This window comes from Microbacterium sp. GXF7504, assembly GCF_054798235.1.
This window is the reverse complement of record NZ_JBSJZI010000003.1, coordinates 578547-602011: the sequence shown is the minus strand read 5'-3', so window position 1 is coordinate 602011 and position 23465 is coordinate 578547. Positions and strand designations below refer to the sequence as shown.

At 72.8% G+C, this 23465-nt stretch carries 23 protein-coding genes and 2 riboswitches; of the genes, 11 read left to right on the top strand and 12 right to left on the bottom strand.

All coding sequences use genetic code 11. The features are described from left to right. Positions 1–99 precede the first annotated feature (99 nt). The 4 genes from gcvP to ACWAUO_RS10240 all read right to left on the bottom strand — a co-directional run bounded on the left by gcvP (position 100) and on the right by ACWAUO_RS10240 (position 5984). Complete coding sequence (gene gcvP, locus ACWAUO_RS10255; RefSeq protein ID WP_460775159.1) at positions 100–2979, bottom strand: aminomethyl-transferring glycine dehydrogenase; 2880 nt, start codon at positions 2977–2979, stop codon at positions 100–102. Beyond that, positions 2976–3362: a glycine cleavage system protein GcvH gene (gene gcvH, locus ACWAUO_RS10250; protein ID WP_460775157.1), complete on the bottom strand. Its 387-nt coding sequence runs from the start codon at positions 3360–3362 to the stop codon at positions 2976–2978. Before gcvH ends, gcvP begins: the two co-directional genes overlap by 4 nt. After that, positions 3359–4477 (bottom strand): glycine cleavage system aminomethyltransferase GcvT, encoded by a 1119-nt coding sequence (gene gcvT, locus ACWAUO_RS10245; protein ID WP_460775156.1) that lies wholly within the window; start codon positions 4475–4477, stop codon positions 3359–3361. The genes gcvH and gcvT overlap by 4 nt, the downstream gene beginning before the upstream one ends. Before the next feature lie 38 nt (positions 4478–4515). Next, a riboswitch (glycine riboswitch) is annotated at positions 4516–4624 on the bottom strand. Next, positions 4625–4721, bottom strand: a riboswitch (glycine riboswitch). An 84-nt stretch (positions 4722–4805) separates the two neighbouring features. Then, positions 4806–5984: a MarP family serine protease gene (locus ACWAUO_RS10240; protein ID WP_460775154.1), complete on the bottom strand. Its 1179-nt coding sequence runs from the start codon at positions 5982–5984 to the stop codon at positions 4806–4808. A gap of 111 nt (positions 5985–6095) precedes the next feature. Here ACWAUO_RS10240 and ACWAUO_RS10235 point away from each other — a divergent pair, with 111 nt between their 5' ends. From ACWAUO_RS10235 to ACWAUO_RS10210, 6 genes are read left to right on the top strand one after another with little or no spacing between them, the layout of a single operon-like run. Then, entirely contained in the window at positions 6096–6854 is a 759-nt protein-coding gene (locus tag ACWAUO_RS10235; protein WP_460775152.1) for an NUDIX hydrolase, read from the top strand. Continuing rightward, entirely contained in the window at positions 6851–8179 is a 1329-nt protein-coding gene (nadA, locus tag ACWAUO_RS10230; protein WP_460775150.1) for a quinolinate synthase NadA, read from the top strand. The genes ACWAUO_RS10235 and nadA overlap by 4 nt, the downstream gene beginning before the upstream one ends. Position 8180: 1 nt before the next feature. After that, a complete protein-coding gene (gene nadB / locus ACWAUO_RS10225) occupies positions 8181–9749 on the top strand; it encodes an L-aspartate oxidase (protein ID WP_460775148.1) in 1569 nt (522 codons plus the stop codon). Further along, a complete protein-coding gene (nadC, locus tag ACWAUO_RS10220; RefSeq protein WP_460775147.1) occupies positions 9743–10609 on the top strand; it encodes a carboxylating nicotinate-nucleotide diphosphorylase in 867 nt (288 codons plus the stop codon). Before nadB ends, nadC begins: the two co-directional genes overlap by 7 nt. Before the next feature lie 25 nt (positions 10610–10634). Further along, the gene (locus ACWAUO_RS10215; RefSeq protein ID WP_460775145.1) at positions 10635–11774 is read left to right on the top strand and encodes a cysteine desulfurase family protein; all 1140 of its coding nucleotides are present in this window, start codon (positions 10635–10637) and stop codon (positions 11772–11774) included. Then, a complete protein-coding gene (locus tag ACWAUO_RS10210; RefSeq protein WP_460775144.1) occupies positions 11771–12724 on the top strand; it encodes a glycosyltransferase family 2 protein in 954 nt (317 codons plus the stop codon). Before ACWAUO_RS10215 ends, ACWAUO_RS10210 begins: the two co-directional genes overlap by 4 nt. On the opposite strand, the gene ACWAUO_RS10205 is transcribed toward ACWAUO_RS10210, so the two are convergent. Continuing rightward, on the bottom strand, positions 12684–14630 hold the full coding sequence (locus ACWAUO_RS10205; protein WP_460775269.1) for an ABC transporter ATP-binding protein: 1947 nt from the start codon (positions 14628–14630) through the stop codon (positions 12684–12686). The two genes, ACWAUO_RS10210 and ACWAUO_RS10205, sit on opposite strands and share 41 nt — an antisense overlap. 72 nt (positions 14631–14702) lie before the next feature. On the opposite strand from ACWAUO_RS10205, the gene ACWAUO_RS10200 reads away from it, so the two are divergent. Beyond that, entirely contained in the window at positions 14703–14888 is a 186-nt protein-coding gene (locus ACWAUO_RS10200; RefSeq protein WP_460775142.1) for a hypothetical protein, read from the top strand. Between the two features lie 18 nt (positions 14889–14906). On the opposite strand, the gene ACWAUO_RS10195 is transcribed toward ACWAUO_RS10200, so the two are convergent. After that, entirely contained in the window at positions 14907–15542 is a 636-nt protein-coding gene (locus ACWAUO_RS10195) for a DUF1345 domain-containing protein (protein WP_460775141.1), read from the bottom strand. A gap of 287 nt (positions 15543–15829) precedes the next feature. Here ACWAUO_RS10195 and ACWAUO_RS10190 point away from each other — a divergent pair, with 287 nt between their 5' ends. After that, positions 15830–17254 (top strand): MDR family MFS transporter, encoded by a 1425-nt coding sequence (locus ACWAUO_RS10190; protein ID WP_460775267.1) that lies wholly within the window; start codon positions 15830–15832, stop codon positions 17252–17254. Positions 17255–17338: 84 nt separating this feature from the next. Further along, positions 17339–17887, top strand: a complete 549-nt coding sequence (locus ACWAUO_RS10185) for a type 1 glutamine amidotransferase domain-containing protein (RefSeq protein ID WP_460775139.1) — start codon at positions 17339–17341, stop codon at positions 17885–17887. Positions 17888–17972: 85 nt separating this feature from the next. Here the strand turns inward: ACWAUO_RS10185 and ACWAUO_RS10180 are convergent, their stop codons facing one another. Beyond that, a complete protein-coding gene (locus ACWAUO_RS10180; protein ID WP_460775138.1) occupies positions 17973–18113 on the bottom strand; it encodes a hypothetical protein in 141 nt (46 codons plus the stop codon). A 43-nt stretch (positions 18114–18156) separates the two neighbouring features. On the opposite strand from ACWAUO_RS10180, the gene ACWAUO_RS10175 reads away from it, so the two are divergent. After that, positions 18157–18501 (top strand): hypothetical protein, encoded by a 345-nt coding sequence (locus tag ACWAUO_RS10175; RefSeq protein WP_460775137.1) that lies wholly within the window; start codon positions 18157–18159, stop codon positions 18499–18501. A gap of 31 nt (positions 18502–18532) precedes the next feature. Here ACWAUO_RS10175 and ACWAUO_RS10170 read toward each other — a convergent pair whose 3' ends face one another. The 4 genes from ACWAUO_RS10170 to ACWAUO_RS10155 all read right to left on the bottom strand — a co-directional run bounded on the left by ACWAUO_RS10170 (position 18533) and on the right by ACWAUO_RS10155 (position 21172). After that, positions 18533–19111: a hypothetical protein gene (locus ACWAUO_RS10170; protein WP_460775135.1), complete on the bottom strand. Its 579-nt coding sequence runs from the start codon at positions 19109–19111 to the stop codon at positions 18533–18535. Between the two features lie 54 nt (positions 19112–19165). After that, positions 19166–19972 (bottom strand): DNA-formamidopyrimidine glycosylase family protein, encoded by an 807-nt coding sequence (locus ACWAUO_RS10165; RefSeq protein ID WP_460775134.1) that lies wholly within the window; start codon positions 19970–19972, stop codon positions 19166–19168. Positions 19973–20043: 71 nt separating this feature from the next. Then, on the bottom strand, positions 20044–20763 hold the full coding sequence (locus tag ACWAUO_RS10160) for a VIT1/CCC1 transporter family protein (RefSeq protein WP_460775132.1): 720 nt from the start codon (positions 20761–20763) through the stop codon (positions 20044–20046). A 1-nt stretch (position 20764) separates the two neighbouring features. Next, the gene (locus ACWAUO_RS10155; RefSeq protein ID WP_460775131.1) at positions 20765–21172 is read right to left on the bottom strand and encodes a VOC family protein; all 408 of its coding nucleotides are present in this window, start codon (positions 21170–21172) and stop codon (positions 20765–20767) included. Between the two features lie 73 nt (positions 21173–21245). On the opposite strand from ACWAUO_RS10155, the gene ACWAUO_RS10150 reads away from it, so the two are divergent. Further along, a complete protein-coding gene (locus ACWAUO_RS10150; protein WP_460775129.1) occupies positions 21246–21590 on the top strand; it encodes a LysR family transcriptional regulator in 345 nt (114 codons plus the stop codon). Between the two features lie 50 nt (positions 21591–21640). Here the strand turns inward: ACWAUO_RS10150 and abc-f are convergent, their stop codons facing one another. After that, on the bottom strand, positions 21641–23293 hold the full coding sequence (gene abc-f / locus ACWAUO_RS10145) for a ribosomal protection-like ABC-F family protein (RefSeq protein WP_460775128.1): 1653 nt from the start codon (positions 23291–23293) through the stop codon (positions 21641–21643). Between the last annotated feature and the right edge of the window lie 172 nt (positions 23294–23465).

The following is a 23465-nucleotide window of genomic DNA, read 5'->3' as shown; positions in this document are numbered from 1 at the left end:
GAGACTGCATCTGCGCCACGAGACTGCTGACATTGGATGCAGTCTCGTCCGGGAGATGCAGTCTCGCGGCCCAGCCCTCGCGGCCCAGCCCGGCCCGGGCTAGGCGAAGGCGTCGGGAGGCGGGCAGGCGCAGACGAGGTTGCGGTCGCCGAAGGCGTTGTCGATGCGGCGCACGGGGGGCCAGTACTTGCGGCGGACCAGCGAGGGCACGGGGTACACGGCGGTCTCGCGGGAGTACGGATGCGTCCACTCGCCCACCGCAATCGACTCGGCCGTGTGCGGGGCGTTCACGAGCGGGTTGTCGTCCGCGGGCCACTCGCCGTCGGCGACGCGCTGCGCCTCGGCCTTGATCGCGATCATCGCCTCGATGAACCGCTCGATCTCGCCGAGGTCCTCGGACTCGGTGGGCTCCACCATGAGCGTGCCCGCCACCGGGAACGACATCGTCGGCGCGTGGAAGCCGTAGTCGATGAGGCGCTTCGCGACGTCGTCGACCGTGACGCCGGTCTCGGCCTTCAACGGCCGGAGGTCGAGGATGCACTCGTGCGCGACGAGGCCGTCCTCGCCCGTGTACAGCACCGGGTAGTGGTCGCGCAGACGGGCGGCGATGTAGTTCGCCGCGAGCACGGCGGCGCCCGTCGCCTCGCGCAGCCCGTCGAGTCCCAGCATCCGGATGTACGCCCACGAGATCGGGAGGATCGATGCCGACCCGTACGGCGCCGCCGACACCGGCCCGCCGTCGAACCGCGAGGCGCGCGCGGTGAGGAACCCGCCGTGGTCGGCCCGCTGCGAGAACGGGTGCGAGGGCAGGTACGGCGCGAGGTGCGCCTTCGCCGCCACCGGCCCGACACCCGGGCCTCCCCCGCCGTGCGGGATCGCGAACGTCTTGTGCAGGTTCAGGTGCGACACGTCGCCGCCGAGGTCGCCGAAGCGGGCGAACCCGAGGAGCGCGTTGAGGTTCGCGCCGTCGACGTACACCTGCCCGCCGGCGTCGTGCACGGCCTGCGTGATCTCGAGCACGTCCTGCTCGTACACGCCGTGCGTCGACGGGTACGTGATCATGAGCGCGGCGAGCGTGTCGGCGTGCTCGGCGATCTTCGCGCGCAGGTCGTCGAGGTCGACGTTGCCGGCCTCGTCGCACGCGACGACCACGACCCGCATCCCGGCGAGCACGGCGGATGCGGCGTTGGTGCCGTGTGCGGACGACGGGATGAGGCAGACGGTGCGCCCGGTCTCGCCGTTCGCGTCGTGGTACTGGCGGATCGCGAGCAGGCCCGCGAGTTCGCCCTGGGAGCCCGCGTTCGGCTGCAGCGACACCGCGTCGTACCCGGTGACCTCGGCGAGCCAGGTCTCCAGCTGCTCGATGAGCGCGAGGTGCCCGTGCACGTCGGCCTCGGGCGCGAACGGGTGCACGCGCGAGAACTCCGGCCACGACACGGCGGCCATCTCGGTGGCCGCGTTCAGCTTCATGGTGCACGAGCCGAGCGGGATCATGCCGCGGTCGAGGGCGTAGTCGCGGTCGGCGAGCGTCTTCAGGTACCGCATCATGGCCGTCTCGGAGCGGTGCTCGTGGAAGACCGGATGCTGGAGGTACTCGTCGCTCCGGTGCAGGTCCTGCCCGACCGCGCGGAGCGGTTCGGCGTCCCGCCAGGCGAGCTCGCGCTCCTCCGGCAGTCCGAAGGCGTGCGCGACGGCCGCGAGGTCGGCGGCGGTCGTGGTCTCGTCGACGGAGACGCCGACGGTGTCCTCGTCGATCCAGGCGAGCTGGTACCCGGCGGCGCGCGCCCGGTCGATCACGGTCTTCGCCGGCCCCTGCGGGGTGACGCGGACGGTGTCGAAGAACGCCTCGTGCCGCACCACGAGGCCGTGGTCGCGCAGGGCGGCGGCGAGCGCCTCGGCCTTCCGCGCGACGTCGGTCGCGATCGCGCGCAGCCCGTCGGGCCCGTGGTAGACCGCGTACATGGCGGCCATGACGGCCAGCAGCACCTGCGCGGTGCAGATGTTCGAGGTCGCCTTCTCCCGCCGGATGTGCTGCTCGCGGGTCTGCAGCGCGAGGCGGTACGCGGGCTTGCCGGCGGCGTCCTGCGAGACGCCGACGAGCCGGCCCGGCAGCTGCCGTTCGAGCCCGGCGCGCACGGCCATGTACCCGGCGTGGGGGCCGCCGAAGCCCATCGGCACGCCGAACCGCTGCGTCGTCCCCACGGCGATGTCGGCACCGAGCGACCCGGGCGAGCGCAGCAGCGTGAGCGCCAGCAGGTCCGCGGCCATGACGACGAGCGCCCCCGAGGCCTGCGCGACGCCGATGACGGATGCAGGGTCCCACACCCGGCCGGAGGCGCCCGGGTACTGCAGGAACACCCCGAAGGCGTCGACGGCCTCCGGCGCCCCGGCCTCGAAGTCCACCTCGCGGATCGTGATGCCGAGCACGGTCGCGCGGTGCCGGAGCAACGACCGGGTCTGCGGCAGCGCGTCGGCGTCGACGAGGAACACGTCCGAGTGCGCCTTCGACGCCCGGCGGGCGAGCAGCATCCCCTCGACCGCGGCGGTGCCCTCGTCGAGCAACGACGCGTTCGCGGTGGCGAGCCCGGTGAGGTCGGTCACCATCGTCTGGAAGTTGATGAGCGCCTCGAGCCGCCCCTGCGAGATCTCCGGCTGGTACGGCGTGTAGGCGGTGTACCAGGACGGGTTCTCGAACACGTTCCGCGCGATCACGGCGGGCGTGAACGTGTCGTGGTAGCCGAGGCCGATCATGGCGCGAGCCGGCCGGTTGCGGTCGGCGAGTTCGCGCAGCTCCGCGAGCGCCTCCTGCTCGGTCGCCGCCGGCAGCAGGTCGGTGGTCTCCCGCTCGGCGGCGTGGACGGATGCCGGGACCGCCGCCCGCACGAGCTCGTCGACGCCGGCGTACCCGAGGGCGTCGAGCATGGTGCGCTGCGCCGCCGCATCCGTGCCGATGTGGCGGCGGGCGAAGGCGTCGGTCATGACGCGGCCCCGGTGAGCGCGGTGTACGCGGCGCGGTCGAGCAGGCCCTCGGGCAGGTCGCCGTCGAGTTCGACGCGCACGAGCCAGGCGTCGCCGAACGGGTCGGCGTTCACCTGCGACGGGTCGTCGTCGACGGCGCCGTTGACCTCGAGCACCCGGCCGGTGACGGGGGCGTACAGCTCCCCCACCGACTTCGTGGACTCGATCTCGCCGCACACCTGGCCGGCGGTCACCTCGCCGCCGACGGCGGGCAGGTCGACGAACACGACGTCGCCGAGCTGCTCGGCGGCGTAGTCGGTGACGCCGAACGTGACGATCGAGCCGTCGACGTGCAGCCACTCGTGCTCGGGGGTGTACAGCAGGGTCTCGATGTCGCGGCTCATTTCTTCCTCCGGTAGAAGGGCAGGTCGGTGACGGTGGCGGGGATGCGGGTGCCGCGCACGTCGATCTGCAGCACCGTGCCCGGTGCGGATGCGGCAGGGTCGACGTACGCCATGGCGATGGGGTGGCCGAGGGTGGGGCTGAGGGCGCCGGAGGTGACCTCGCCGACGCGGTCGTCGCCGTCGTACACGGCGTACCCGGCGCGGCCGGCGCGGCGGCCCTCGGACACGAGCCCCACGAGCACGGGCGCGGTCTCGACCGGGTCGACGCCGACCTTGCCGACGAACGACGGCTTGTCGACCGCGACCGCGCGGGAGAGCCCGGCCTGCGCGGGACGGATGTCGCGCGAGAGCTCGTGGCCGTACAGCGGCATGCCGGCTTCGAGCCGGAGCGTGTCGCGGGCGGCGAGCCCGGCGGGGACGAGCCCGTGCGGGGCGCCCGCCTCGAGCAGAGCGTCCCACAGGGCGGGGGCGTGCCGGTTCGCGACGAGGAGCTCGAAGCCGTCCTCGCCGGTGTACCCGGTGCGGGCGACGATGAGCGCCTCGCCCGCGAACGTCGCGCGGCCGAAGGCGTAGGAGCCGAGTGCGTCGAGCGTCGGGTCGAGATCGGTGACGGATGCGGTCGCCTCCAGCACCGCACGCGCGGCGGGGCCCTGCACGGCGATGAGCGAGAAGGCGTCGGAGACGTCCTCCACCAGGCCGGGCCTGTCGGCGCGCTCCGTGAACGCCTGCGCGACCGCATCCCGGTTGCCGGCGTTGGCGATCACGAGGAAGCGGTCCTCGGCGATGCGGTACACGATGAGGTCGTCGATGACGCCGCCGTCCTCCGCGAGCATGAGCGAGTACTTCGCCTTGCCCACCCGCATGGTGGAGAGGCGGCCGGCGAGCGTGTGATCCAGGAAGGATGCGGCATCCGCGCCGGTGACGAGGAACTCCCCCATGTGGGAGATGTCGAACAGGCCCGCCGCGGTGCGCACGGCGTGGTGCTCGGCGAGGTCGGAGGTGTAGCGGACGGGCATGTCCCAGCCGCCGAAGTCGGTGAAGGACGCACCGAGCGCCTCATGGCGCGGGCGCAGCACGGTGCTGCGCGGTGGTGCGGTGGAACGGGGGTCTGACATGAGTTCTCCCGGATCGGGCGGACGGGTGTCGTCCGGCGAACTCCCCCTCTGTCATGGGCCTGAGAGTTTCGCACCGTGTCCCGGGGGTCGGGGAGGCGGTGCTTTCACCGTCGGCGGACCCCACGAGGGGTCGCTTTCCAGAGTGGCCCGACCGAGGCGGTACGCGTACCTGAGAGATTGGCGGGGAGGCTTGCTCCTTCGGTGCCCGGCATGCGATCTGCCGGGGCTCTCCCGCAACGGTCCTTGGGCCGTATCGAATTGTGCGGCTCAGCATAGCCGCGGGGACCGGCGCCGCACAGCGCCCTGTGGGAACGGCGCGCCGCGGCACTCAGCCGGCGCAGCCGCCGGTGTCGACGGCAACACCGAGCGACGCCGCCTGGCCGGCGACCGGGGCGAGCTCGTTCACCGTCATGGCGTACCCGATCTCGGAGCCGTCGTCGGCCCGGGCGAACACGACGCCCGCCACCCGGCCGTCGCGGGTGAGGAACGGGCCGCCGGAGTTGCCCGGCTCGACCCGCCCCTGCAGGGCGTAGATCTCCCGCGGCGCGGATGCGGTGTCGTAGATGTCCGGGACCTGCGCGGTCCCCACCGAACGGACGACCGCCTCCCCGGTCGTGAACGGCCCGCCGAAGGGGTACCCGTCGATGACGCCGGAGTCGCCGAGGGCGAGCACCTCCGCGAGCGGCAGCACCGCGGCGTCGTGCACGTCGACCGCGATGACGGCGAGGTCGTCGACCGGGTCGAAGTACACGACCTCGCCCTCCTCCGCACGGCCGCCGGGGAGTTCCACCCGGGGCGAGGTGACCCCGGCGACGACGTGCGCGTTCGTGACGACGCGGTCCTCGGCGACGACGAAGCCGGTGCCGGTGAGGTTCTGCCCGCACGCGTTCGCGGTGCCGGCGATGCGGGCGACCGACTGCGCGGCCGCGTTCAGCACCGGGTCGGCGAGGTCCACGGGCGGCGCGTCCTCGACGGGCGGGCCGATCTCGATGAGTTCGCCCAGCCGCGGCAGCGCGTCGGTGACGACCGCCTGCCGCACCCGGGCGAGGGCGTCGTCGAGCGGCTGCGGGGTGATCGTGTCGATCGTCTGCAGCACGCGCGAGGAGGCGACCGAGGCGGAGACCTGCCCGAGACCGGCACCGGCGACCCCCTGCCCGACGAGCGCGATCGCGAGCGCCATGACGACGACGCTCGCGAGGCCCCCGAGCGTGCGGTCGAGGGGTTTCCAGAGCGTCCGGGCGGTCCGACGGCGGAGCGTCCCCGAGAGGATGCCGCCGACCATCGCGCCGAGTGCGAGCAGGATCGCGCCGGTCGCGACGACGAGGATGCCGCGGGCGTCGGGCCAGGGCACCCAACCGCTGACGAGCGGCATGAGGATCCAGGCGGCGACGCCGCCGAGCGCGAGACCGGCGATCGCACCGAGGTTCGCGAGCAGGCCCCTGGTCGCACCGCCCACGAGCGCGAGCACCAGGAGGAGCACGAGGATCACATCGATCACCAGCACCATGACCGTGCTCCCTTCCGACGCCTCAGTCTAGGAGCCGGCATCCGTCGCGCGGTCATGGAGTTGCACTTCGGGTCAGCATGACATTAAGATCGCATCGAACTTAGGGTCACCATGACACGAACTCAGCGAACCTCCCCCGCCGCCCGTGATGCCGAGACCTCGGACATCACGCGGGTCGCCGTGTCGACCGTGATCTTCAGCCTCCGCCGCGAACCCGGCGAGGACTGCCCGCACCTGGTGCTGCCGCTCGTGCGCCGCACCCGCGATCCGTTCAAGGACCTCTGGGCGCTCCCCGGCGGCTGGCTCGACATCGCCGAAGGCCTCGAGGATGCCGCATCCCGCACGCTCGAGGAGACCACCGGGCTCACGCCGAGCTACCTGGAGCAGCTGTACGCGTTCGGCGACGTCGACCGCTCCCCCACCCGCGTCGTCTCGATCGTCTACTGGGCGCTGCTGCGCGCCGACGAGGTGGACGCCCAGACGCAGGACGTGGACAACGTGCGGTGGGTGCGGGCGGACGAGCTCGGCACGCTCGCGTTCGACCACAACCACATCGTCGAGTACGCGCTGTGGCGCCTGCGCAACAAGGTCGGCTACTCGCGCATCGCGCACGGCCTCCTCGCCGACACGTTCACCCTCGCCGAGCTCCGCGAGGTGTACGAGGCGATCCTCGGCAGACGGCTCGACCCGGCGAACTTCCGCCGGCAGGCCGAGCACTCCGGCTCCCTCATCCCCACCGACGAGTTCCGCACCGGCAGTCACCGGCCGGCACGGCTCTACCGCTACAACCACGACGTCGAGATGGCCGACCGCGGCCCCCTCGGCGCCTCCGTCCGACCCGAACCGCGTCACGAAGAGAGCACGCCATGACCGCGACCCCCCTGACCCTGCAGCCTCGCCCGGTCGACCCCTCGGTCGACCACGAGATCCAGGCGATCGTCGCCGGCGAGACCGCCGGCAGCACCTGCAGCACCGACCTCGCGGCCGGCCCCTGGCTCTTCGACACCAGCCCCGGCTACGGGCCCGGCGCGTCGATGGGCGACGTCATCCCCACCGGCTCCCCGGTGCAGGGCACGCTGCCGCAGGAGTACCGCGACGCCGCCGACGACGAGCTGCACGCGCGCATCGCGGCCGCCAAGGCGACCCTCGGCGACCGCGTCGTCGTGCTCGGCCACTTCTACCAGCGCGACGAGGTCGTGCGGCACGCCGACTACGTGGGCGACTCGTTCCAGCTCGCGAACGCCGCGCTCGAGCACCCGGACGCCGAGGCGATCGTGTTCTGCGGCGTGCACTTCATGGCCGAGACCGCCGACCTCCTCTCCCGCCCCGAGCAGGCCGTCATCCTGCCGAACCTCGCCGCCGGCTGCTCCATGGCCGACATGGCCGACATCGATCAGGTCGAGGAGTGCTGGGAGCAGCTCGCCGAGGTGTACGGCGACCTCGACGCCCCCGACGACGAGGGGCTCCTGCCGGTCGTCCCGGTGACGTACATGAACTCGTCCGCGGCGATCAAGGGCTTCGTCGGCCGTCACCACGGCATCGTGTGCACCTCCTCGAACGCGCGCACCGTGCTGGAGTGGGCGTTCGCGCGCGGCCGCCGGGTGCTGTTCTTCCCCGACCAGCACCTGGGCCGGAACACCGCGAAGGCGATGGGCGTGCCGCTCGAGCGGATGCCGATGTGGAACCCCACGAAGGCGCTCGGCGGCTCCGACGAGCAGACCCTCCTCGACGCACAGGTCATCCTCTGGCACGGCTTCTGCTCGGTGCACCGCCGGTTCACGGTGGAGCAGATCGAGAAGGCACGCGCCGAGCACCCCGGCGTTCGCGTCATCGTGCACCCGGAGTGCCCGATGCCGGTCGTCGACGCGGCCGACGAGGCGGGCTCCACCGACTACATCCGCAAGGCCATCCTCGCCGCCACCGAGCCGACGACGTTCGCGATCGGCACCGAGATCAACCTGGTGCAGCGCCTCGCGGCCGAGCACCCGCAGCACGAGATCTTCTGCCTCGACCCGGTCGTGTGCCCCTGCTCGACGATGTACCGCATCCACCCCGGCTACCTCGCCTGGGTGCTGGAGCGGCTCGTCGCGGGCGAGGTCGTGAACCGCATTCAGGTCACCCAGGACGTCGCCGAGCCCGCCCGTGTCGCGCTCGAGCGGATGCTGGCGGCCAAGCCCACCGGGATCGCGGGCTGACGTGCACGCGCTCGTCATCGGCAGCGGCATCGCCGGGCTCGTCACGGCGCTGCACGCCGTTCGCACCGGGGTCGCGGTCACGCTCGTCACGAAGGACGTGCTCGACAACGCGAACACCCACCACGCGCAGGGCGGCATCGCCGCGGTGATGTTCGACGAGGACAGCGCCGACGCGCACCTCGCCGACACGCTCACCGCCGGTGCGGGCCTGTGCGACGAGGCCGCCGTGCGGGTGCTCGTCGACGAGGGACCCGACCGCATCCGGGAGCTCATCGCCGCCGGCGTCGCGTTCGACCGCACCGCCTCGGGCGAGCTGAAGCAGGGGCTCGAGGCCGCGCACTCGTTCCCGCGCATCCTGCACGCCGGCGGCGACGCCACCGGCGCCGCGATCGAGCACGCGCTCGTCGACACGCTGCGGCGCTCCGGCGTCACGGTGATCGAGCACGCGTTCCTCGTGGACGTGGTGGTGCGCGGCGGCCGCGCGGTCGGCGCCGACCTCCTCGTCGGCGACGCCGAGCGCCGGACGGTCGACGCCGACGCGGTCGTGCTCGCCACCGGGGGCGCGGGGCGGCTCTACGCGTGGACGACGAACCCCGAGGTCGCCACGGGCGACGGGATCGCCGCCGCGATGCGCGCGGGCGCCGCGGTCGCCGACCTCGAGTTCGTGCAGTTCCACCCCACCGTGCTGCCCGGCGACGACCCGTTCCTCGTGTCGGAGGCGGTGCGCGGCGAAGGCGGCGTCCTCATCGACGACGACGGCCGCCGGTTCGCGTTCGACGCGCACCCGGACGGCGAGCTCGCCCCGCGCGACGTCGTGGCGCGGGCGATCGCCCGTCGCGTGACCGAGCAGGGCGGCCGGCCGGTGCGGCTGGACGCGACCGGGCTCGGCGCGCCGGACACCGCCGCGTTCCTCGCGGAGCGGTTCCCCACGATCGACGCGGCGGTCCACGCCCGCGGGTACGACTGGGCGAGGAAGCCGATCCCGGTGACCCCCGCCGCGCACTACCTCATGGGCGGCGTCACGGTCGACCTCTTCGGTCGCACGACCGTGCCCGGGCTGTACGCCGTGGGCGAGGTCGCCCGCACCGGCGTGCACGGCGCCAACCGCCTCGCCTCGAACTCGCTGCTGGAGGGCGCCGTCTTCGGGGCGCGGGTCGGCGACGTGCTCGCCGCCGACGCCGCCGCGCCCGCCTCCGCCTGGCCCACCCCGGTCGACTCGCCTCGGATGGACGGTTCCGGGGCGGATTCGCGGACGTCTGTGGCCGGTCGATCCGATGACATCGACCCGGAGCCGTTCTCGCGGGCGGCGCTGCAGCGGCTGATGTGGGAGCACGTCGGGCTGCTGCGGGATGCGGCCGGGCTCGCGCACGCCGACGCGGTGCTGTCCGCGTGGGCCGCCGAGGACCGCACCCCCGTCGCCGAACGGGAGTTCGAGGACGAGAACCTGCTGCTCGTCGCCCGCGGCGTGGTCGCGGCGGCCGCTGCACGCACCGCCTCGGTCGGCGCGCACTTCCGCACCGACTCGGCGGACATCGACGCACCCGTGGACCTGGAGGTGGCGGCATGCTGAGCCGGACCGTGATCGACCGCGTCGTGGGCGCGGCGCTCGAGGAGGACGCCCCCTGGGGCGACCTCACGAGCGAGTCCCTCATTCCGGCGGACGCCGTCGCACGCGCCGAGCTCACCGCGCGGGAGGACGGCGTCTTCGCCGGCGGCGAGGTGTTCGCGGCGGCGTTCCGGCTCACCGACCCGGCCGTCACGGTGACCCTCCGGGTCGCCGACGGCGAGCGGTTCACGACCGGGCAGGTGCTCGCCACGGTCGAGGGCCCGGCACGGAGCGTCCTCACCGCCGAGCGGGTCGGGCTGAACTTCGTGCAGCGGATGAGCGGCATCGCGACCCTCACCGCCCGCTACGTCGCCGAGGTCGCGCACACCGGCGCCCGCATCGCCGACACCCGCAAGACCACCCCGGGCCTCCGGCAGTTCGAGCGGCACGCGGTCGTCTGCGGCGGCGGCCACAACCACCGGTTCTCGCTGTCGGACGCGGTCATGGCCAAGGACAACCACCTCGCGGTGCTCACCGCATCCGGCCTCTCGGTCACGCAGGCGCTGCAGTCGGCCATGGCCCGCCTGCCGCACACCACGCACGTGGAGGTCGAGGTCGACCGTCTCGACCAGATCGAGGCGGTGCTGGCGGCCGGGATCGGCACGATCATGCTCGACAACTTCTCGCTCGAGGACCTCGAACGCGGCGTCGCCCAGGTCGCCGGCCGCGCCACGGTCGACGCGTCGGGCGGGGTGACCCTCGAGACCGTCCGCGCGATCGCCGAGACCGGCGTCGACGTCATCTCGGTGGGCCAGCTCACGCACGGTGCGCGCGGCCTCGACCTCGGCCTCGACATGCACGTCGGGATGCCGGACCCGGCATGACCGCGCACCTGAGCGACGGCGCGGCATGAACCTCTACCTCGACAACGCGGCCACCACGCCGGTGCGCCCGCAGGTGCTCGAGGCGATGCTGCCGTACCTGACCCACGCCTTCGGCAACCCCTCGAGCCACCACGAGGTCGGCGAGCAGGCCGCCCGCGCGCTCGCGAACGCCCGCAGCCGCGTCGCGCGCGTGCTCGGGATGCGGCCGGGCGACGTCGTCTTCACCTCCGGCGGCACCGAGGCGAACAACCTCGCGCTCAAGGGGATCGCCGTCGCCGCCATGCTCGGCCGGGGCGCCCGGCACGTGATCACCACCCCGATCGAGCACGAGTCGATCCTGGAGTCCGTCGCGTACCTGGAACGGGTGCACGGGTTCACGGCGACCATGCTGCCGGTCGACGAGGCCGGCCGGGTGGACCCGGCGGGCCTCGAGGCCGCGATCCGCGACGACACCGCGCTGGTGAGCGTCGGCTTCGCGAACAACGAGATCGGCACGGTGCAGGATGCTGCTGCCCTCGCCGCCGTCGCGACGGCCCGGCGCGTGCCGCTCCACCTCGACGCCGTGCAGGCCGCGGGCTGGCTGCCGCTGTCGGGCACCGGCGCGGATGCGATCTCGATCGCGGGCCACAAGCTCGGCGCCCCGAAGGGCACCGGCGTGCTGGCGGTGCGCGGCCGCATCCCGCTGGAGCCGCTCCTCCACGGCGGCGGGCAGGAGCGTGGCAAGCGCTCCGGCACCGAGAACGTCGCGGGCGCCGTGGCGATCGCGGCCGCGCTCGAGCTCGCCGAGGCCGAGCGCCCGGCATCCGCTGCCCGGGTGCAGGCCGCGCGCGACGCGTTCGTCGCCGCGGTGCTCGCCGCCGTCCCCGCCGCGCGCCTCACCGGCGACCCGGTGCGCCGGCTCCCCGGCACCGCGAGCTTCACGTTCGCCGGCACGAGCGGCGAGGCGGTGCTGCTGGAGCTCGAGCGGCGCGGCGTCACCTCGTCGAGCGGATCGGCGTGCGCGGCCGGCAGCGACGAGCCGTCGCACGTGCTGCGGGCGCTCGGGATCCCGGATGCGGTCGCGCAGACCTCGGTGCGGTTCACGTTCCCGCACGAGCCCGTCGACGTGTCGGGGCTCGCCGCGGCGGTCGCGGACGCGGTCGCCGCCGTACAATCCCCCTCGTGAGCCGCTCCGCAGTCGTCACCGTCGTCGTGCCGGGGTACGAGGTCGCGCCCTACGCCCGGGAGGCGCTCGACTCGCTCCGCGCGCAGACACTGGCGGAGTGGACGGCCGTGCTCGTGGACGACGCGTCGACCGACGGCACCGCCGACATCTTCGCCGAAGCGGCCGCCGCCGACCCGCGGTTCCGCCTGGTGCGGCATGAGACCCGCCGCGGCCTCGGGGCCGCGCGGAACACCGGGCTGGATGCGGTCGGGACGCCGTTCCTCGGCTTCCTCGACGCCGACGACGTGCTGCGCCCGGACGCGCTCGAGCGCATGGTGTCGACGCTCGACGCGAGCGGCAGCGACTTCGTCGTGGGTGCGTACGTGCGACTGCGGCCGGACGGCGCCGGCGGGTACGCGGCGGGCGAGGTGCAGCCGTGGGTGCGGGCGGCGACCGATCCCGCGCGCACCGGCACGACGATCGACGAGCACCCGCAGGCGTCCGGGAACATCGTGGCCTGGTCGAAGGTGTCGCGCACGGCGTTCTGGCAGCAGACGGGGCTCCGGTTCCCGGAGGGGCGCCTGTACGAGGACCAGGTGGTCGCGCAGCGCATGTACACGCGGGCGCGCCGGTTCGACGTGCTGCCCGACGTGGTGGTCCACTGGCGCGAGCGTGCGGAGGGCACCTCGATCACCCAGTACGAGGCGCGGCTCGACGTGCTGCGGGACTGCCTGGCGGCGATGGCCGACGGGCTCGCGGTGCTGGATGCCGCCGGCCACGGGCGCGCCGCATCCGCCCGGGTGTCGCTCATCCTCGCGATGGACCTGCCGCGGCTCGCCCGGATCGCCGCGGACCACCCGGACCCCGCGCACCGGCGGGCGGTGGGCGCGTTCGCGCGGTCGCTGACGGATCGCCCCGACGCGGGCGCCCTCAGGCCCGATCCGCTCCTGTCCGCCGCCCTCCTGTGGTGACGCGCGCCGTCTCGTCGAGTTCGAGCCGCGCCTCGTCCGCCTCGATCCGGGATGCGGCGAGCTGCTGCGCGGCGAGGTCGGCGTAGAGGCCGCCGCGGGCGATGAGCTCGGCGTGCGTGCCGGACTCGACGATGCGGCCGGCCTCGACGACGTGGATGACGTCGGCGCCGATGACGGTGGAGAGCCGGTGCGCGATCGTGATGGTGGTGCGGCCGCGGGCCGCCGCGTCCAGGGCCTCCTGCACGACCCGCTCGGAGACGGTGTCGAGCGCGCTCGTCGCCTCGTCGAGGAGGAGCACGGGCGGGTCCTTCAGCAGCACGCGCGCGATCGCGATGCGCTGCTTCTCGCCACCCGAGAGCCGGTAGCCGCGCTCCCCCACGACCGTGTCGTAGCCGTGCTCGAACCCGCTGATGACGTGGTGGATGTTCGCGGCACGGCAGACGGCCTCGAGCTCCGCGTCGGTCGCGTCGGGTTTCGCGTACCGGAGGTTCTCCGCGATCGTCGCGTGGAACAGGTACGTCTCCTGCGACACGATGCCGATGTGGTCGATGACCGATCCCGCGGTGAGATCGCGCACGTCCGCCCCGGCGAAGCGCACCTCGCCGCTCGTCGCCTCGTACAGGCGCGGCACGAGGTAGAGGATCGTGGTCTTGCCGGCACCGCTCGGGCCGACGAACGCGACGTGCCGCCCGGGTTCGGCGGTGAACGAGACGCCGGCCAGGGTGGGTCGGGACTCGTCCGAGGAGTTCGGGTAGCGGAAGCCGACGTCGCGGAACTCGACCTGCCCGAGCGGCCCAGGTGCGTCGGTCACGTCGATCGCGTCGGGCCGGTCGACGATGGCCGGCTCCAGGTCGAGGTACTCGAAGATGCGGGCGAACACGGCCGAGGAGGTCTGCAGGTCGAGCGCCACGCGCATGAGGCCCATGAGCGGCTGCAGCAGCCGCGCCTGCACGGTCGTGAACGCGACGATCGTGCCCGCGGTGATGGCGTCGGCGCCGCCGGTGATGAGGAACCCCGAGACGAGGTAGATCACCGCGGGCACGGATGCCATGAGCACGCCCACGACGGCGAAGAAGCCCTGGCCGCTCATCGCGCGGCGCACCTGCAGCGCCACCTGGTTGCGGTTCTCGTCGCGGTAGCGCTCGGACTCGTCACCCTGCCGGTTGAACGACTTCGCGAGGAGGATGCCGGACACGCTCAGGGACTCCTGCGTGATGGCCGACAGCTCCGACAGCGACTCCTGCGTCTGCCCCGCGATGCGGGCGCGCACCTGGCCGACGCGGCGCTGCACGAGGGCGAGGACGGGCATGAGGAACACCGCGATGAGGGTGAGCCGCCAGTCGATGATGAGCATCGCCACGAGCGAGGCGATGACGGTGACGCTGTTGCCGAGGATGCTGGTGACGGTGTTCGTCAGCACGTCGGAGACCGCGCCGACGTCGTTCTGCAGCCGCGACTGGATGACGCCCGTGCGGGTGCGGGCGAAGAACCCGAGCTCCATCGACTGGAGGTGGTCGAACAGGCGCACGCGCAGGTCGCCGGTGACGCGGTTGCCGACCGTGGAGGTGAGCCAGGTCTGCGCGACGTTCACGAGCGCCGACAGCAGGAACAGCCCGATCATGAGGCCGACGAGCACGGCGAGCAGGCGCAGCTGCACCGGGCCGCCGTCGGTCGGGAACAGGGCGTCGTCGAACACCCGCTGCACGATGAGCGGCGGGACGACCGCGATGCCGGCGCCGAGCACGACCAGCACCGCGGTCAGCGCGAGCCGGCCCCGGTACGGGGCGAACAGCGCCCGCACGCGTTTGCCGAGGTCCGGGATGCGGGGCGCCTCGGCGTTGGCACGGCGCTGCGCCTCGATGTTCACGCCGCGGAACGTCGCCGCCTGCGTGGGGGGTCCGCCCATGCTCATGGCCACAGCCTATGCGCGCCCGGAGGGGTGGGGATCGGGCGGCGCGACGGGCGATATGGTGTCATCATGAGCACTTCCGCCACGCCCGACCCGCTGCACAACGAGGCCCTCGACGAGCTCAAGAAGGAGCTGCAGGAGAAGGGCGTCGACGGGCTCGTCACGCCCGACGAGGTCGTCTTCCAGGCGATCAGCGACCCGCAGCCCACCGACTCCATCGGCTCCGAGGACTGGAACAAGGGCAAGAAGGCGTAACCGGGTTCCGAAGCCGGGTCACAGCCCGGTGACGAGGCTGATGATCGTGGCGAGGATGACCGCCCCGAACAGGTAGGTCAGCAGCGCCTGCCCGATGACCATCCGGCGCACCTCCCCGGCCGTGATCGTGGTGTCGCTGACGCTGTAGGCGATGCCGATCGTGAACGCGGCGTACGCGAAGTCGGTGTACACCGGCTCGGGGGTCTTCGCGAACTCGATCCCGCCCTCCGGGTCGGCGAAGTACTGCGCGGCCAGCCGCAGCAGGAAGTCGACCTGGATGAGCGCCCAGGATGCGGCCGCCCCGGCGACCGCGACGGCGGCGAGCGTGACGGTCTCCCACCGCGGTGTGTCCTGGCTCTGCAGCAGCACGAGCACGATCCCGCCGAGGCTCGCGAGGGAGCCGAGCAGCGCGACGAACCGGGCGGCCGATCGTCCCGGGTCCTCCCGCCGGGCGTGCGCGCGGGTCTGCGCCGCGTCGAGCGGCCAGATCCGGCTCAGCACCCACACCACCTCCACCGCGCAGAACGCCGCCCAGCCGGCGAGGAGCCCCGCCGGCGCCCGCAGCAGCGGGCCCACGATCACCGCGACGGCGACGCCCACGACGAGGGCGACGCCGCGGACGAGCACCGGCGACGGTCCTTGATGCGCACTCATGATCGAATGATCCCAAAATTCGGCGGACGGATCGGGAATACCGGTGGGGTTCCCTCCGTTGCGGGTCGTGGGGTGGAGCGCGTGCTCGCATCCCCGATCTCCATCGTCGGGCCTCCGACGCCGTATCGCGTCCGTCAGGACGCACCGCACGACGCCGCTCCGCGGTGTCGGACAGCCGTAACGCACCACGTGACTCTTAGGACCAAGACTTGACGACGCAAGACCTCGCCCATCCGCCCACCTCGCCCACGCCCGTCGCCTCGACCGGGTCCGTCGCGACGCCTGCGGTGAAGACCGGTCCGGTCATCGCGCTGCTGGTCGTCTCCGCCTTCGTCGTCATCCTGAACGAGACCGTCATGGGCGTCGCGCTGACGCCGATCATGGAGGACCTCGGCATCAGCGCCGCGATGGGCCAGTGGCTCACCACCGGCTTCCTCCTCACGATGGCGATCGTCATCCCGCTGACCGGATTCTTCCTCGAGCGCTTCCCCATCCGCCGGGTGTTCTTCGCCGCGATGATCCTCTTCTCCGCGGGCACGCTCATCGGCGCGCTCGCACCGGGCTTCGAGGTGCTGCTCGCCGGCCGCATCGTCCAGGCCTCCGGCACGGCGATCATGATGCCGCTGCTGTTCACGACCGTCCTCAACGTCGTGCCCGCCAGCCACCGCGGTCGCATGATGGGCGTCATCAGCGTCGTCATCGCGGTCGCTCCGGCGATCGGCCCGACCGTGTCCGGGGTCATCCTGTCGAGCCTCAGCTGGCACGCGATCTTCTGGATCATCCTCCCGATCTCGCTCATCTCGATCGCGCTCGGCGCGGTCTGGGTGAAGAACGTCACCGAGACGCGCCCCGACGCCCGCTTCGACGTGCTCTCTGTCATCCTCGCCGCCTTCGGGTTCGGCGGCCTCATCTTCGGGCTCGCGAGCATCGGCGAGGCCGCATCCGGCGAGGCGATCATGCCGGTGTGGATCCCGCTCGTCGTGGGCGCCGTCGCCCTCGCGCTGTTCGTCGGCCGGCAGCTGCAGCTGCAGCGCACCGACTCGGCGCTGCTCGACCTGCGCGTCTTCAAGTCCTCGTCGTTCAGCCTCGCGATCGCGCTCGTCGTGATCGTCATGGCGTCGCTGTTCGGCTCGCTCATCCTGCTGCCGATCTACCTCCAGCAGGTGCTCGGCCTCGACGTGCTCGGGGTGGGCCTCATGCTCCTCCCCGGCGGGGTGCTCATGGGGGTCATGGCACCGTTCGTCGGCAACGCGTTCGACCGGTGGGGCCCGACCCCGCTCGTCATCCCCGGCATGGTCATCGCGGCGGGCTCGCTCTGGGGCATGACCACGTTCTCGCAGGACACCGCGCTGTGGTGGATCATCGCGATGCACCTGGCGCTGAACCTCGGTCTCGGCCTGGTCTTCACGCCCCTGCTCACCTCGGCGCTCGGCTCGCTGCCGAAGAAGCTGTACCCGTTCGGCAGCGCCGTCATGGGCACCGTGCAGCAGGTCGCCGGCGCCGCCGGCACCGCGCTGTTCGTCACGCTGTTCACGGTGACGGCCGCCGGCGCGATCGGCGGCGGCGCGGGCGAGGTCGCGGCGAAGGCCGACGGCGTGCACATCGCGTTCCTCGTGGGCGCCTGCATCATCACGGTGGCGGTGCTGCTCGCGCTGTTCGTGCGCAAGCCCGCCGAACCGGTCGACGGCGAGCTGATGCACGGCGCGCACTGACCCCGCGCACACCGCATCCCGTTCCGGGCCCCGAGGCTGTCAAGCCCCGGGGCCCGGTCCGTTCCCGCTCGGTAGCGTGGCGGCATGACTGATCTGAACGGCAAGGCGGTCGCGTTCCTGGCGACGAACGGCTACGAGGACTCGGAGCTCACGTCGCCGTGGAACGCGGTGCAGCTGGCCGGCGGCGAGCCGGTCATGGTCGCCCCCACGACGGACGCGATCGAGGGCAAGAACGGGCACCTGCAGCAGGTCGATCTCGCGGTGGCGGACGCCGACGCGTCCGACTTCGCGGCGCTCGTGCTGCCAGGCGGCGTGGTGAACGCCGACCACCTGCGGATGGATGCGGATGCGGTGCGCTTCTCGAAGGCGTTCTTCGAGCAGCACAAGCCGGTCGGGGCGATCTGCCACGCGGCGTGGACCCTCATCGAGGCGGGCGTCGTCGAGGGGCGGACGCTCACGAGCTACCCCAGCCTGAAGACCGACCTCGTCAACGCGGGCGCGTCCTGGGTCGACGAGGAGGTCGTGGTCGACGCCGGGTTCGTGTCGAGCCGGACCCCGGACGACCTCCCCGCGTTCAATGCGAAGGTCGTCGAGGAGATCGGCGAGGGCGAACACAGCGGTCAGACGGCGTGACGCCGTTGTCAGCGCGCGTCTGACCTGTCGGAACGAGCCGCCGGCGCCCCTCGCGGGTGCCGGCGTCGCTCGTGTGGTCGCCGGTTCAGCCGATGCCGCAGGCGGTGCCGCCGCAGCATCCGCCGGCGTTCTCACCGGAGGTCTGCAGCAGCTGCAGCGTGGTCTGGTCCAGGGGCTCGATCGGGACGGTGTCGAGCTGCGTCGTCGGGTGCGAGGCGTTGCGCATCGCACCATGCTAAGGGTGAACGGAGCGAAAGGGCGAGCATCGGATGACGTATCCCACGGCGCAGTGGTGTCGGAGCCGCCGCGGTCGCGCGCTGTGCACGCGCCCCGCGGGCCACACCGGGCTGCACAACCGAGTGGGCACCTCGCGCATGTGGTCGGACGCGCAGGCCGATCCGCCGCGGTGCCCGGGTGGCGGGCGCGCCGCCGAGCCCGCGCCGACGCTGGCGTCGGGCTTCCCCGGTGGGCGGGCGCTGTGTCCGGAGTGCACCGGGTTCGTGCCGCTCGAGGACGGGATCCTCGCAGCGCACGACGCCTTCCGCGGCACGGTGGACCGCGCCGAGCGCGAGGGGCGCGCGGCGTGGTTCAACGCGTTCGGGTGGGCGTCCTGACGACGCGCGGTGCCGGGCGTGGTCGCCGCGCTCAGCCGAAGATCTGTGCGGCGATGTCGGAGAGGAAGGCGCGGGCGTTCCGGTTGACGCTGGAGAGGTAGATCCAGACGCCGTCGCGGGCGACGATGTCCTCCTCGGTGTCCGTGCCCTGCCCCTCGAGGCTGCAGAACTCGGCGCCGAAGTCGTCGGCGACCGCACAGGTGTACCCCTGCTCCGAGAGGTCGGCCACGGCGGCGGTGACCGCATCCGGGCTCGCCGTGCTGATGAGGACGAGCAGGCCGGACGCCTCCCCCACGATCCAGTCGCAGCCGAGCTCGAGCGTGGCGCCCTCCGGTGCCGGCCGGACGAAGCCCGTGCCGTCGCTTTGCAGCGTCATGTCGCCGACCGTCTCGTCACGGCTGGCGGCCGTGCCGAGGTCGTCGCAGTCGCTCGGGATGCTGACGGGCGCCGGCTCCTGGGTGGGCGCTTCGGTCGGCGTCCCGCTCGCGGCGGGGGTCGTCGTTGCGGTGGGGGCGGCGGTGGGGTCGGCGGCCGGGGTGGTGCACCCTGCGGTGAGGAGGGCGGCCGCGAGCAGCGCGGCCAGGGAGAGGGCGCGGACGGGTCGGGTCATGTCCCACACTTTGCCGCACGCGCCGGGCGCACCGCGTAACGATTCGGGGACGGATCAGGGGGATTCCCGCTGGCAGTCGGGGCAGTACTGTGCGGTGGTCCCGCCGAAGGTGAAGTCGACGATCGTGCCGTGCCCGTCGGGGCAGGGTTCGCCGGCGCGGCCGTGCACCCGCATCGCGGCGGTCTTCGCCGCCTTCATGTCTGCGGGCGCGAGCCCGCGGCGGTCGGCGACGGCGCCGCGGATGACGGTCGTGATGGCGGTGTAGAGCCGGTCGACCTCCTCCGGGGAGAGGGTGCTCGCGTGGCGGGTCGGTGCGAGGTGGGCGGCGAAGAGGATCTCGTCGGAGTACGCGTTGCCGATCCCGGCGATGGATTCCTGCTCCTGCAGGATCGCCTTCAGCATCTTGCGCCGGCCGCGGAAGGCCCGATCGACGTCGGCTCGGGTGAAGCTCGGGTCGGCCGGGTCGGTGCCCAGTTTGCGGATGCCGGGGACGTCGGACGCCTCGGCGACGGTCCAGAGGCCGACGGAGCGGAACGAGCCGGTGTCGACGATGTCGAGCGTCGACCCGGTCTCGAGGTCGAGGCGGGCGACGGCGTCGGGTCCGGGGTCGGGCGCGTCGGCGTCGTGCCACAGCGCCCACCCGTGCCGGCCGAAGCTGCAGACGAGGTGGTCGGCGCCGGCGTCGATCTCCAGGTGCTTGCCGAACCGGATGACGCCGTTGACCCGCTCCCCCGCGAGGTCGGCCACCGGGCGGGTCTTCGCGACGCGGTGGTCGAGGACGCGCAGCGAACGGATGCGGTGTCCGATCATGCGGTCGGCCAGGTATTCGGCGAGGGCCTGCACCTCTGGGGATTCCGGCATGCGGGCATCATGGCATCCCGACGGCCCCGGGTCACGGGGTTGCGCTCGTCGGGCGCGGTGCCGACGCCCGCTCAGACCACGGTGGTACCGAGCAGCGTGCCGATGAGGAACGTCGCGGCGAGCGCGAGCGCACCGCCGATCACGACACGCAGCGTCGGCTTCAGCATCGGGCTGCTGCCGAGCCTCGCGCCGAGCGCGCCGGTGAGCGCCAGCGCGACGAGCACGAGCACGAACGTGGCCGGGATGCGGACGGTCTCGGGCAGCAGCAGCGCGAGGAACGGGATGATCCCGCCGACCGTGAACGCGAGCGCGGACGCCAGTGCCGCGCGCCACGGACTCACGAGGTCGTCGCGGTCGATGTTGAGCTCGGCGGACAGGTGGGCGGCGAGCGCGTCGTGCGCGGTGAGCTCCTCGGCGACCTTCCGCGCGGTCTCGTGCGAGATGCCCTTCGCCTCGTAGAGCGCAGTGAGCTCGTCGAGCTCCTCGGCCGGCATCTCCGCCAGCTCGCGGGACTCCTTCGCGATGAGCGCGCGTTCGCTGTCGCTCTGGCTGCTGACCGAGACGTACTCGCCGAGTGCCATGGAGATCGCCCCTCCCACGAGCGCGGCGGACCCCGCGGTGAGGATCGGCGCGATGTCGTTGGTGGCGCCGGCGACGCCGACGATGATCGCGGCGACGGAGACGATGCCGTCGTTCGCGCCGAGGACCCCCGCGCGCAGCCAGTTCAGCCGCCCGGCGATGCCCGCGGCGTGCGGCTCGTCCGCGTGGGCGACGGGAGCGGTGGGGCCCACGTCAGTCCGCCGCGGGCCGGGGCGGGTTGTGCATGAACTCGAGGCGGATGCCGCAGGCGTCCTCCACGAACGACGCGTAGTACCGGTCGGAGAAGCGCGGGTACTCCTTCGGGTCGCGCACGGCGGTCCAGCCGGCGTCGAGCGCGAGCCGGTGGAAGCGGTCGACCTCGTCGCGGGAGTCGACCGCGAACGCGAGGTGCTGCCACCCGACGCGGCCGTGGACGTGGGTGGCCGGGTCGAGCTCGCGCGGCGGGTACAGGATGAGTTCGGTCTCGCCGTCGCGGTCCCACGACACGGTGTCGTTGTACTCGTTGCGGATGAAGCCGAGGGCGGACATGATCGGGCCGAACTGCGCGTCCGCACGGGCGACGTCGTCGACGGTGATGCCGAGGTGATCGAAGACAGGCATGCGCCCAGTCTCACCGATGCGGCGGACACCGGCCACCGGCTGCGAGAATGGGACGACCGACGGAAGGCCTCCCGTGAACATCACCCAGCTGGAACGCTTCGTCGTGCTGGCGGACGAACTGCACTTCCCGCGCGCGGCCGAGACCCTCGGCATCCCGCTGGCGTCGCTCTACACGACGATCGAGAAGCTCGAGGACGAGGTCGGCCAGCCGCTCGTCACGCGCGGCGCCGGCACGCGGCTCACCCCTGCCGGTGAGGCGCTGCTGGCCGACGTGCCGCAGCTGCGGAAGACCCTCCCGCCCCCGCCGCCGAAACCGGTGAAGCCCGCGGGCGGCAAGGCGAAGGCGTCCAAGGGCAAGGGCCGCGCCCCTATCGTCAAGGGCCAGCCGAAGCCGTACAAGAAGCGTCAGGGACGCTGACCCGCGACCGGCGCCGGGGCCGGTGAATCCCGGTGAGTCCCCGACCGAGGTCAGGCCTCGGTGACCTGGCCGTCCTCGACGCGCCAGCGGCGATCGGTGCGCACGGCGTCGAGCATCCGCCGGTCGTGCGTGACCAGCAGCAGCGTCCCCTCGTAGGACTCCAGCGCCTGCTCGAGCTGCTCGATCGCGGGCAGGTCGAGGTGGTTCGTCGGCTCGTCGAGCACCAGCACGTTCACTCCGCGCGCCTGCAGCAGCGCGAGCCCCGCGCGGGTGCGCTCCCCCGGTGAGAGCGCGTCGACCGGGCGTCCGACGTGGTCGGCCTTGAGGCCGAACTTCGCGAGCAGAGTGCGCACCTCACCGGCCGCCATCTCGGGCACGAGCGATTCGAAGACGTCCACGACCGTACGGCCGCCGGTGAACAGCGACCGGGCCTGGTCGATCTCGCCGATCTGCACGTTCGCACCGAGGCTCGCGGACCCCTCGTCGGGGGCACGGTGTCCGAGCAGCATCCGGAGGAGGGTCGTCTTGCCGGCGCCGTTCGGCCCGGTGATGCCGATGCGCTCGCCCGCGTCGACCTGCAACGTGACCGGGCCGAGCGTGAAGTCCCCCTGCCGGGCGACGGCACCGCCGAGCGTGGCCACGACCGCGCTGGAGCGGGGCGCCGTGCCGATCGTGAACTGCAGCTGCCACTCCTTGCGAGGTTCCTCCACCTCCTCGAGGCGCGCGATGCGGCTCTCCATCTGGCGCACCTTCTGCGCCTGCTTCTCGCTGGACTCCGTGTTCGCCTTGCGGCGGATCTTGTCGTTGTCGGGCGCCTTGCGCATGGCGTTGCGCACGCCCTGGCTCGACCACTCGCGCTGCGTGCGGGCCCGCGCGACGAGGTCGGCCTTCTTCTCCGCGAACTCGTCGTACCGCTCGCGCGCGTGCCGACGCACGGTCGCCCGCTCCTCGAGGTACGCGTCGTAGCCGCCGCCGTAGACGCGGTTCGTGCCCTGGGCGAGGTCGAGCTCCAACACGCGGGTGACGCACCGGGCGAGGAACTCGCGGTCGTGGCTCACCAGCACGACGCCGCCGCGAAGGCCCTGCACGAATCCCTCGAGGCGCTCGAGCCCGTCGAGGTCGAGGTCGTTCGTGGGCTCGTCGAGCAGCACGATGTCGAAGCGCGACAGCAGCAGCGCCGCGAGTCCGACGCGCGCCGCCTGCCCACCCGAGAGCGAGGTCATGAGGGCGTCACCGGCGAGGTCCAGCCCGAGCTCGGCGAGGACGGCCGGGATGCGCTCCTCGAGGTCGGCGGCACCGCTGGCCAGCCACCGGTCGAGGGCGACCGAGTATGCGTCGGCGGGGTCGACACCGGCCGGTGCGAGCGAGGGGTCGCCGAGGGCGGCGGCGGTCGCGTCCATCTCCGCGGTCGCCTGCGCGCAGCCGGTGCGGCGACCGATGTACGCGGTCACGGTCTCCCCCGGCACCCGCTCGTGCTCCTGCGGCAGCCAGCCGACGAACGCGTCCGGCGGGGCGAGCGAGACCGAGCCCGCCTGCGGCTCGTCGACCCCTGCGAGCAGACGCAGCAGCGTGGACTTCCCGGCACCGTTCGCCCCCACCACGCCGACGACGTCGCCGGGTGCGACGGTGAGGTCGAGCTCGTCGAACAGGGTGCGGTGGCCATATCCGCCGGCCAGGCCGTGCGCGACGAGGGTGGCGGTCATCGTTCCATCCTCCCACCGCCCCGCGTCCAGGCTTTCCACAGGCTCCTCGGCAGGATCGGCGCCGCGGTGCTTGACTGACCGGGTTCAGCGGCGGGGTGCGACGACGCGTCCCGTCGGACGACCGGCGTCCGTCCCCCCGGACCGACCGTCACGAGGACGGGCGTCTCGATGG

Excerpts from the sequence above, each read along its gene's own strand:
- ACWAUO_RS10195 (WP_460775141.1), bottom strand. The coding sequence starts at position 15,542 with ATGAGTGCGCATCAAGGACCGTCGCCGGTGCTCGTCCGCGGCGTCGCC.
- nadA (WP_460775150.1), top strand. The coding sequence starts at position 6,851 with ATGACCGCGACCCCCCTGACCCTGCAGCCTCGCCCGGTCGACCCCTCG.
- ACWAUO_RS10200 (WP_460775142.1), top strand. The coding sequence starts at position 14,703 with ATGAGCACTTCCGCCACGCCCGACCCGCTGCACAACGAGGCCCTCGAC.
- nadC (WP_460775147.1), top strand. The coding sequence starts at position 9,743 with ATGCTGAGCCGGACCGTGATCGACCGCGTCGTGGGCGCGGCGCTCGAG.
- ACWAUO_RS10235 (WP_460775152.1), top strand. The coding sequence starts at position 6,096 with ATGACACGAACTCAGCGAACCTCCCCCGCCGCCCGTGATGCCGAGACC.
- ACWAUO_RS10170 (WP_460775135.1), bottom strand. The coding sequence starts at position 19,111 with ATGACCCGACCCGTCCGCGCCCTCTCCCTGGCCGCGCTGCTCGCGGCC.
- ACWAUO_RS10175 (WP_460775137.1), top strand. The coding sequence starts at position 18,157 with ATGACGTATCCCACGGCGCAGTGGTGTCGGAGCCGCCGCGGTCGCGCG.
- gcvH (WP_460775157.1), bottom strand. The coding sequence starts at position 3,362 with ATGAGCCGCGACATCGAGACCCTGCTGTACACCCCCGAGCACGAGTGG.
- ACWAUO_RS10155 (WP_460775131.1), bottom strand. The coding sequence starts at position 21,172 with ATGCCTGTCTTCGATCACCTCGGCATCACCGTCGACGACGTCGCCCGT.
- ACWAUO_RS10205 (WP_460775269.1), bottom strand. The coding sequence starts at position 14,630 with ATGGGCGGACCCCCCACGCAGGCGGCGACGTTCCGCGGCGTGAACATC.
- ACWAUO_RS10215 (WP_460775145.1), top strand. The coding sequence starts at position 10,635 with ATGAACCTCTACCTCGACAACGCGGCCACCACGCCGGTGCGCCCGCAG.
- gcvT (WP_460775156.1), bottom strand. The coding sequence starts at position 4,477 with ATGTCAGACCCCCGTTCCACCGCACCACCGCGCAGCACCGTGCTGCGC.
- abc-f (WP_460775128.1), bottom strand. The coding sequence starts at position 23,293 with ATGACCGCCACCCTCGTCGCGCACGGCCTGGCCGGCGGATATGGCCAC.
- ACWAUO_RS10165 (WP_460775134.1), bottom strand. The coding sequence starts at position 19,972 with ATGCCGGAATCCCCAGAGGTGCAGGCCCTCGCCGAATACCTGGCCGAC.
- ACWAUO_RS10240 (WP_460775154.1), bottom strand. The coding sequence starts at position 5,984 with ATGGTGCTGGTGATCGATGTGATCCTCGTGCTCCTCCTGGTGCTCGCG.
- ACWAUO_RS10185 (WP_460775139.1), top strand. The coding sequence starts at position 17,339 with ATGACTGATCTGAACGGCAAGGCGGTCGCGTTCCTGGCGACGAACGGC.
- ACWAUO_RS10180 (WP_460775138.1), bottom strand. The coding sequence starts at position 18,113 with ATGCGCAACGCCTCGCACCCGACGACGCAGCTCGACACCGTCCCGATC.
- gcvP (WP_460775159.1), bottom strand. The coding sequence starts at position 2,979 with ATGACCGACGCCTTCGCCCGCCGCCACATCGGCACGGATGCGGCGGCG.